This window comes from Bacillus sp. JJ1503, assembly GCF_036965125.1.
Classification (GTDB): domain Bacteria; phylum Bacillota; class Bacilli; order Bacillales; family Cytobacillaceae; genus Cytobacillus.
Window position 1 is genome coordinate 203 of record NZ_JBALOZ010000130.1, and the last position, 7,415, is coordinate 7,617.

At 37.7% G+C, this 7,415-nt stretch carries 5 protein-coding genes; all 5 read right to left on the reverse strand.

The features are described from left to right. Positions 1-145 precede the first annotated feature (145 nt). On the reverse strand, positions 146-1,024 hold the full coding sequence (locus tag V7149_RS11340; RefSeq protein ID WP_335345741.1) for a radical SAM/SPASM domain-containing protein: 879 nt from the start codon (positions 1,022-1,024) through the stop codon (positions 146-148). 299 nt (positions 1,025-1,323) lie between these two features. Next, positions 1,324-2,331, reverse strand: coding sequence for an asparaginase (locus V7149_RS11345; RefSeq protein WP_335345737.1), 1,008 nt, complete (start codon positions 2,329-2,331; stop codon positions 1,324-1,326). Positions 2,332-2,449: 118 nt separating this feature from the next. Beyond that, entirely contained in the window at positions 2,450-3,889 is a 1,440-nt protein-coding gene (locus V7149_RS11350; protein WP_335345738.1) for a M20 family metallopeptidase, read from the reverse strand. A gap of 16 nt (positions 3,890-3,905) precedes the next feature. Next, positions 3,906-5,126 (reverse strand): MFS transporter, encoded by a 1,221-nt coding sequence (locus V7149_RS11355; protein WP_335345739.1) that lies wholly within the window; start codon positions 5,124-5,126, stop codon positions 3,906-3,908. 99 nt (positions 5,127-5,225) lie between these two features. Further along, on the reverse strand, positions 5,226-7,193 hold the full coding sequence (locus tag V7149_RS11360; protein ID WP_335345740.1) for a helix-turn-helix domain-containing protein: 1,968 nt from the start codon (positions 7,191-7,193) through the stop codon (positions 5,226-5,228). Between the last annotated feature and the right edge of the window lie 222 nt (positions 7,194-7,415).

A 7,415-nucleotide genomic window follows, 5' to 3' on the forward strand; every position in this document is an offset into this window, starting at 1 on the left:
CCAGTCTTGATAAAGTTTCTTTATTTATTTGAATTTCCACTCTCTGCTTTACCATTATTTGTGATACGGTTCACCTCGTTATATCTAAATGAGATAATAAGTGGAAATGACCCTACCTAACTTACTAACCAAGCGATTTGCAAATCTATTTTCCAAACCTTTTGCGATATCCGCATTTTCTACATAGTTCCTCCACTGCCACTCTTCGTGAAAAACCATCTACAAGGTTTTTTGCTCTATCCATCTCGATAATATCAGAAAATGAATGATCATTAATATTTCCAAGGTTGATCACTCCCTCACCATCTAGACAACAAGGAATAACCGTTCCGTTTGCTAAAATACCTGCTTGATTTCGCAGGCCATAGCAGAAGCCCTTCCCATCATCTTCTTCTTCATGTAAAGCAGGCCACTGAAACTCGTAATCTTGATTGATGAAGATACGTTCCGCAATTTTCACGCCGCTTCCTGGTTCGACCTTCTCTTCAATTTTGTAGTCTAAATCAAATTCTTTCTCAATTATCTCTAATAACTCTCTGTTTCGTTTTCTTTCCAAATTCGTTGTATTGTCTTGTGTAAGGTTCCATAACCTCAGGGAAACAATCATTTCTGATTGGCTCGTTGCTTCTTTAATAAAAGAAAGGATACTTCTCACATACCCTTCCTTATCTTTAGAACCAATATGGCCATCAAAGCTATGGAGTGAAAAATTCATTTGTCTTAACGCAGGTTTATTTAATAATTTTTCCCTCTTTTTATTAATTAATGTTCCATTGGTTGTGATATTGACTTTAAATCCTTTCTCATGACTTAAGTCTAACAATTCGTCTATTTTAGGATGGAGCAGTGGCTCACCTTTAACATGTAAATAAATGTAATCTGTGTGTGGCTTAATTTGGTCTAATCTCTTAGAAAAATCGTCCACGGAAATGAATTGCTTCTGTCGTTCTGTTGGCGGACAAAAGCTGCATGCAAGATTACATACACTTGTAATCTCTAAGTAAAACTTTTTAAATTTTTTCACCATCAATTCCTCACTTTTTTTGACTACTTAGAACAGGATGAACTATTATTCTATCACTATTACAGCATATTTTTCATTATTGGATCATTGCTTATTTAAGGAAACTACCGTTACCGATTTTTAGCTTTAAAAAATGCACTTGTCTTTTACCTATTATTGATTCTACTACTATCTGCACAAGATCTCCTTCACTTGTACTTTTTATATAAAAATAAAAAACCATCAGAGAATTATCTCCAATGGTCTTCACATTTTGCGAACGATTAGGTAACTAACATATAAATGGAGAATTAACCATATTATTGTTCCACTTTTTCTGATTTTACGGTTAAATCTCCTGCCAATGGCGTCTCAATGATTTCCTTAACCTTAGCTAAAGAATCAGCTTGCCCAAGCGCCCACATTAATTTGGCAACGATTGCCTCCGTGTTCATATCTCCGGAAAATATAACTTGATGCTGTGCTGCCTTGCGTCCCACTTCATACAGGAGCAAGTCCTCCCCTTCTTCCAGGCACTGAGTCGTAATGACTACAGCGATTCCTTTATCCGTTAGCTCCTCGACTTTCGCAAGCAGGTTTCTTCCTTCAAAAGGAAGCCCGCCGTTTCCGAAACTTTCAATAATAATTCCTTTATATAAGTCTTTTAAGCAATCAAAAATCTCAGGCTTAGCGCCAGGATATAATTTCATTAAAAAGACGTCCGTACATAAATTCGCATTGAATACAACCTTATTTTCACTGGGTGCGGGTTTCCAGTGATAGTCCACATCACTTTTATTTATAGAAGCAACATATGGATGATTGATACTTTCAAACGCATCATAGCTTTTTGTCCGCATTTTAACCGCACGAGTTCCTAGAATCACTCTGCCATCAAAAACGATAAATACGCCGCCAATATCCTCGCAGGCAAATCGTAAGGCGTCTGCTACATTTTTCTTGGCATCGGTTTTTTTAAAACTAATTGGAACTTGAGATCCGGTTAGCACAACTGGTTTGTCCAGACCCTGAAGCATATATGACAGTGCTGAGGATGTATAGGCTAACGTATCAGTTCCGTGTGTAATGACAAATCCATCGTATTCATCATAATTTTTATAAACTGATTCCGCAATTTTCACCCAATGCTCAGGCTGCAAATTTGTACTGTCTATATTCATTAAGATTTTACCGTCGATTTTTATGTTATCGAATGTTTCAGGAAGGAAATGCAGCAAATCTTCAACGGATAATTCCGGAGTAAGCCCCTCATTTCCTTCCACACATGCAATGGTTCCACCGGTAGCAAGCATTAAGATTTTTTTCATAAGCAACATCTCCAAAGTAGTCCGAAAGGTGTATTTATGAACCGTTTAAAGGTTCCAAAAACAATCGCTTTTACTTAAAAATATGAACGGCTTATGTAAAAGCCACTCGCACAATGAATTATTTTAGCTTTGGTGGTTGGAGATCTGCTGGGATTGGTGCTGAATAGGTTTGACCCCCAAGCCGTTTGTTATGCTCAGCCTTGGCCGCAGCAAGTATATCGGAGGATTGCATGATCTCAAGTGCCGTTGCTGCCATAATTTCTCCGGCTTGGAGCATGGCCTTTTGTGCATAGGAAACTGCACCTTGTGATACAACCTGCCAAGTATGCGGCGCGGTTCCAATCGCCCATGTCGCTGTATTACATTGCATGGTTGGAACAATCCAACTAACATCTCCTACATCAGTCGAAGCAGCCATAAGCTCTTCAGTTTTAGACAGAGGCGGGATCACCGTAGCAATCGGTGACGCAAGAAGTTTTTCCTTTGTTTCAAAGTCAAACTGCATCACATTTTGTTGAATATCCTTATCACTTAAAGTCTGCTGAATTTCCCGTGCAAAATCCATTTCATCCTGTGTATACGCCGGCAGTCCAATTTCCTGTATTTTCTCATACATGACATTAGCCATAGTTGAGTTTGGAATGACTTCTGAATAGCCTCCTTCCAATTTATAGCTCATGCTTACACTAGTCATTAACGCAGCGCCTTTTGCAACATCAATGACTCGTTCAAAAATCTCATCAAGCTGCGCCCGTTTTGGTGCACGAATGGAGTACACAACATCAGCATGAGCTTGTACAACATTTGGTGCATCGCCGCCTGCATTGGTAATGGCATAATGGATACGTGCTTCCGGGATTATATGCTCGCGCAAAAAGTTAACACCAACATTCATTAATTCAACAGCATCTAATGCGCTTCGTCCAAGATGAGGCGCAGCTGCTGCATGAGCACTTCGACCTTCAAAGGAAAATTTAACTGTATAAGTAGCAAGAAAGGACATATTTAAAGGGGCAGCATAATTGCCAGGATGCCAGCTAAGAGCGAAGTCTACATCATTAAATAATCCTTCTCGTACCATAAATACTTTGCCTCCGCCGCTTTCCTCTGCCGGACATCCATAATAACGAACCGTTCCACTCATTTTGTGCTGATGTAAATATTCTTTAATGGCCACGACAGCAGCAAGTGATCCTGTGCCTAATAAATTATGACCACATCCATGACCATGCCCGCCTTCGACAATTGGAGCGTGCTTTGAAGCCCCTTTTTGCTGGCTTAACGCTTCTAGTGCATCGAACTCACCTAAAATGGCAACAATCGGGTGTCCTGAACCGTACGTGGCAACAAAACCTGTATCAAGCCCGGCAACAGGTGATTGAACTTCGAACCCTTCCTTCATTAACGCTTCTTTCATGGCATTAGAGGATTGCTTCTCCTCGAAGCGGATTTCAGGATGTGCCCAAATAAAATCACTGACCTCAATAAATTGTTGTCTTTTTTTATTAATCTCATTTTTAACAAATTGAGAAAATGATAGTGAAGTTGAAGTTGACATATGAAAAACCTCCTTATTAAGATACGCTTGATAATGGTTTCTCTTGCTCAGGCTGCTCTGTTGTACGGAATGTGCAGATTGCAATCAAGCAGACAATAGCAAAACCAATCAGCATCCAAAATGCCATGTCAAAGCTTCCTGATGCATCAACAATAAAGCCGATTATTGTAGGTGCAAAAAAGCCAGCTAGCTGTCCTCCTACATTTACAAATCCCATTGCAGATCCTGCCACTGAAGTTGGTGTATTTTTAAGAAGGAAGGCGTTTAGTAGAATAATGACGACAGCAATAAAAAAAGTGACGATTGTTTGGAAAATAATAAAGCTTGTAATAGATGTCGCTGTAAACATAAAGTACATTAAAACAGCGATTAGAACCGTACCGATAATACCAGGCAACTTTTCTTTTCCCTGCGGAATTTTATCCATAATAACGCCAGCCAGTAACATTCCTATAAGCATAGCAACACCTGGAATGGTTTGAGCCCAGCCAATCGATACTAAGTCTAGTCCGCGCACTTTTGACAAATAGCTAGGGATCCAGCTTGTAAGCCCCCACTGAATCGTATAAATGGCAAAGAAGGAGACAAAAATACTCCAAAGCAATGGCATTTTTAATACTGTCTTTAAGGGACTTTTACCTTGTTGTACTTGCACACTGGATGAATCTTGACTTGTTGTTGCATGTGGTATTTTTAAGAAAAAGAGATAGAGTGCTACAATTAGGGCACCGATAAAGGCAACGCCTATAAATAGCGGCCGCCATCCAATAGAGGTCAATAAATAGGCTGAAATAACGGGTGTTAATATCGCCATAACACCACCGCTTGACAATAATATGGACTGTGCACGACCACGTTCTTTACGTGGGAAGGTTTCTGAAATCGCTTTCGTAGAAGCGGGCATAAAGCCTCCTTCACCTAAGCCAAATAGGAAACGTATGGCTAAAAGCATAAATAAAGAATTGGCAACCCCTGTTAACCCTGTAAATAGTGAAAGTAACAGAACCGAAATTGTAACTATTTTACGTGAGCCAAATTTATCTGCCAACAAGCCTCCTGGTATTTGCATAATGGCATACCCTAAGAAAAATGTGCTCAATACAATTCCTGTATGTGTTGCATTAAGTGATAAATCTTTAGAAATATCAACAATCGCATAGTTAATAACAAAACGATCGAAATTACCTAAGGCCCATCCAAAAAATAAAAGTGCTAAAATTACGGACTTGTTCTTCATCCAATCCCTCCAATATTTCGAATATTTAATTTAGTATAAAAGATATAAATATAGAAGAAGCTCCACAGTTTATAAAAAAACTATGGAGCTTCTTCTATATCAATTAAGATAATTATCATATAAATAGCATGCCAGTTGTATTCTTAATAAATGCTCGCGATTATCAAATGAAAGGTTTAAAATTTTTTCCATTTTATCTAGTCGCTGATAAAGCGTATTAATATGAATAAATAATTGATCCGCTGTTTTCTTTGGAGAGGCATTACAGGCAACATATGCCCTTAGCGTATTTGCCAAATCGTTTCTTTCCTGACGAAGAGGATCAAATATTTCATTCACAAAGCCCTCCATATATTCCTTTGATTGTGTCAAAAATAATGTATTGATTCCGAGACTATCATAAGAAATCACACGAGTATTTTGATTACGGGCTCCATAATCACATGCCTTTTGTGCTTCATCTGTTAGTTTTTTTATATACGCCAAATCCTGTTGACCAGTGCTAATACCAGCGTATAGAGGTACATGGGAAAATGTCGAAAAGTTGTTAATCAGGATTGATATTTCCTTTTTAATCGTTTTATAATCCACCTGATCATGATATGGTACAAAAATGGTAATTTGATTATTTGTCCCGAATAAAAATATTCCATAATCCTTTAGCTGCTTTTCGATAGCAACAATGAGCTTATGAAGCTCCAACTCAGAAGAAATAGAATGTTTAGCCTGGATGATCCTGACAACGATCATACAGAAGGATTGATTAAAATGATAGTCTATTTTTTGATTTAATAGCTGAATGGCCTCAGTGCTTGAAACAGAGGAAATACGATGAAAGAGTTCTTGATTATGTTCCAAATAGCGATCCATCAACGACTGTTTTTTCAGAATCTCGTTGGAAATCATCATTGCACATTGTTCAAGCACCATACGATCTGTCTCGGAAATCTCCTGCTTTGAATCGACAACTAGGACTGCTACAATTAAATGATCAAGGATAATTGGTTGTGCGTAAAAAGCTTCCCCTTCCATTTCAACATAATTTCCTTCTGGACAAACTTGAAATTTCTTTAACAGCTCATCGAGAAATGCAGCTGCCCTTTTATTAGGATGGGTCTGAATTTCCTCTTTATATATGAAATCATAATAGATCAGAGTCATTTGAAGGATCGACTGAATTTCTTTTACAATGGCTGGGATGCCTTTGTTCGATAAAGAAAGAGAAATTAACGTATCGTGAATTTGATTGCGAATGGATAAATAATTTTCGCGTTCCTGGAGTTGATAGTATATACGTGCATTAAAAATGGCCAGTGCCATTTGCGAGGCAAAGTGCTCCATTGTTTTCACATCTAACTCGGAAAAGGACCATTGATTTTTTTGCTGGTGGAGTAAAATAACACCAACCGTTTTTTCAGACAACTTAATCGGTACAGCAATGAGTCCACTAGACTGGTTAAGTTTTTTTTCCGGTGCCAGCAATGCTAAGTTTTTTTCAGAAACATCATGAAAGTATGTATCGATTTCTGCACGGTTCGTAAATAACTTCGATTTTCCTTCAGCAAAGATCTTTCCCACAATGGCTTCACCAATTTGAAATTTAGCATGACGAATCTCTTTATTCAAACCGACTGTTGCGATATTTTCGAGTATCTTGGTTTGCTCATTATAGAGCGTTAAAATGCCTGTGGAAGCTGCCGGAATAGCATCAACTGCATTTTGTAGAATATTCTCAAGCAACGACTCCACTTGCACATTTGTCACAATGGCTTGTAGCCCTTCTTGAAGTTTTTGAATTTCATTTTCTTTATAATAAATACTCTTTTGGATAAATATAATTTCAAATAAATCCTGAAAATAGGCAAGTTCCTCTTCCGTTAGAGATTTATTCACTTCAAACAATACTGTCAATGTATCGGCATAGTAAAATGAATAGCGTTTTCCTTGTATTTCCTCCTGAACAATCCACTCAATGGACGGCTGCCACTCTTCCTTGAAACCAAGTGAAAACAATGAAATCTGAAACTTCTTTAGCGTCCTACGAAAAAATAGTTGTAAATCCATCATCTTCACCCCCCATTTTTAAAGTGTAAATTTTCTAATATATTCAAGTAGAATCTCATCAAATTGTGGAATATCTCTTAACTTGTACGAAAAAAATCAAGATCCCATAAGGATCTTGCACAATGTCAGAGAACAGGATCTATTATTTAGTCTATCCCTTTTTATTATATAATGGATGATTTTTATTATTAAAGTCATTTTGAATTAAAAAACCTCATTTACTTA